The 605-nt window shown below is 49.1% G+C and carries 1 pseudogene; it reads right to left on the reverse strand.

Annotated features, from left to right (window positions below):
- Window positions 1-605: pseudogene (dnaE, locus tag R7E78_RS28230) on the reverse strand (DNA polymerase III subunit alpha); the annotation flags it as partial.

Below are 605 nucleotides of genomic sequence, written 5' to 3' on the forward strand. Positions count from 1 at the left end.
AATACGCGTTAATGGGGTGCCCGGTCAAATATAAACCGAGAGTTTCGCGCTCCCCTTCTAGCCACACCTTTTCTGGCCATGGTGGCACTTGCGTGTATTTATTCTCAACTTCTTCTGGTGCATCGGTCAACACACCAAACATATCGCCTTGGCCAAAGGCCTCTGCTTGGTGATGTTGGCTGGCCGCTTTAACGGCATCGTTCAGTGACGCCATCATCGCCGCTCGATGAGGGCCAAGTCGGTCAAGTGCACCTGCATAAATCAGCTTTTCGATGACGCGCTTGTTAACACGTTTGAGATCGATACGAGCACAGAAATCAAATAGGTCTTTAAAGTGACCACCTTTGTTTCGCGCTTCTAGTATCGCATCGATAGGGCCTTCACCCACACCTTTGATTGCGCCGATACCGTAAACAATCGCACCGTTTTCATCAACGTTGAAACGGTATAAACCGGAGTTGATGTCTGGCGGCAACACGGTCAGTTTCATGCGGAAACATTCATCGACCAGACCTACTACTTTTTCGGTGTTATCCATATCGGCTGTCATTACCGCCGCCATGAATTCGGCAGGATAGTGGGTTTTAAGCCAAAGGGTTTGGTAT

This window comes from Vibrio sp. YT-19(2023) (assembly GCF_033337395.1).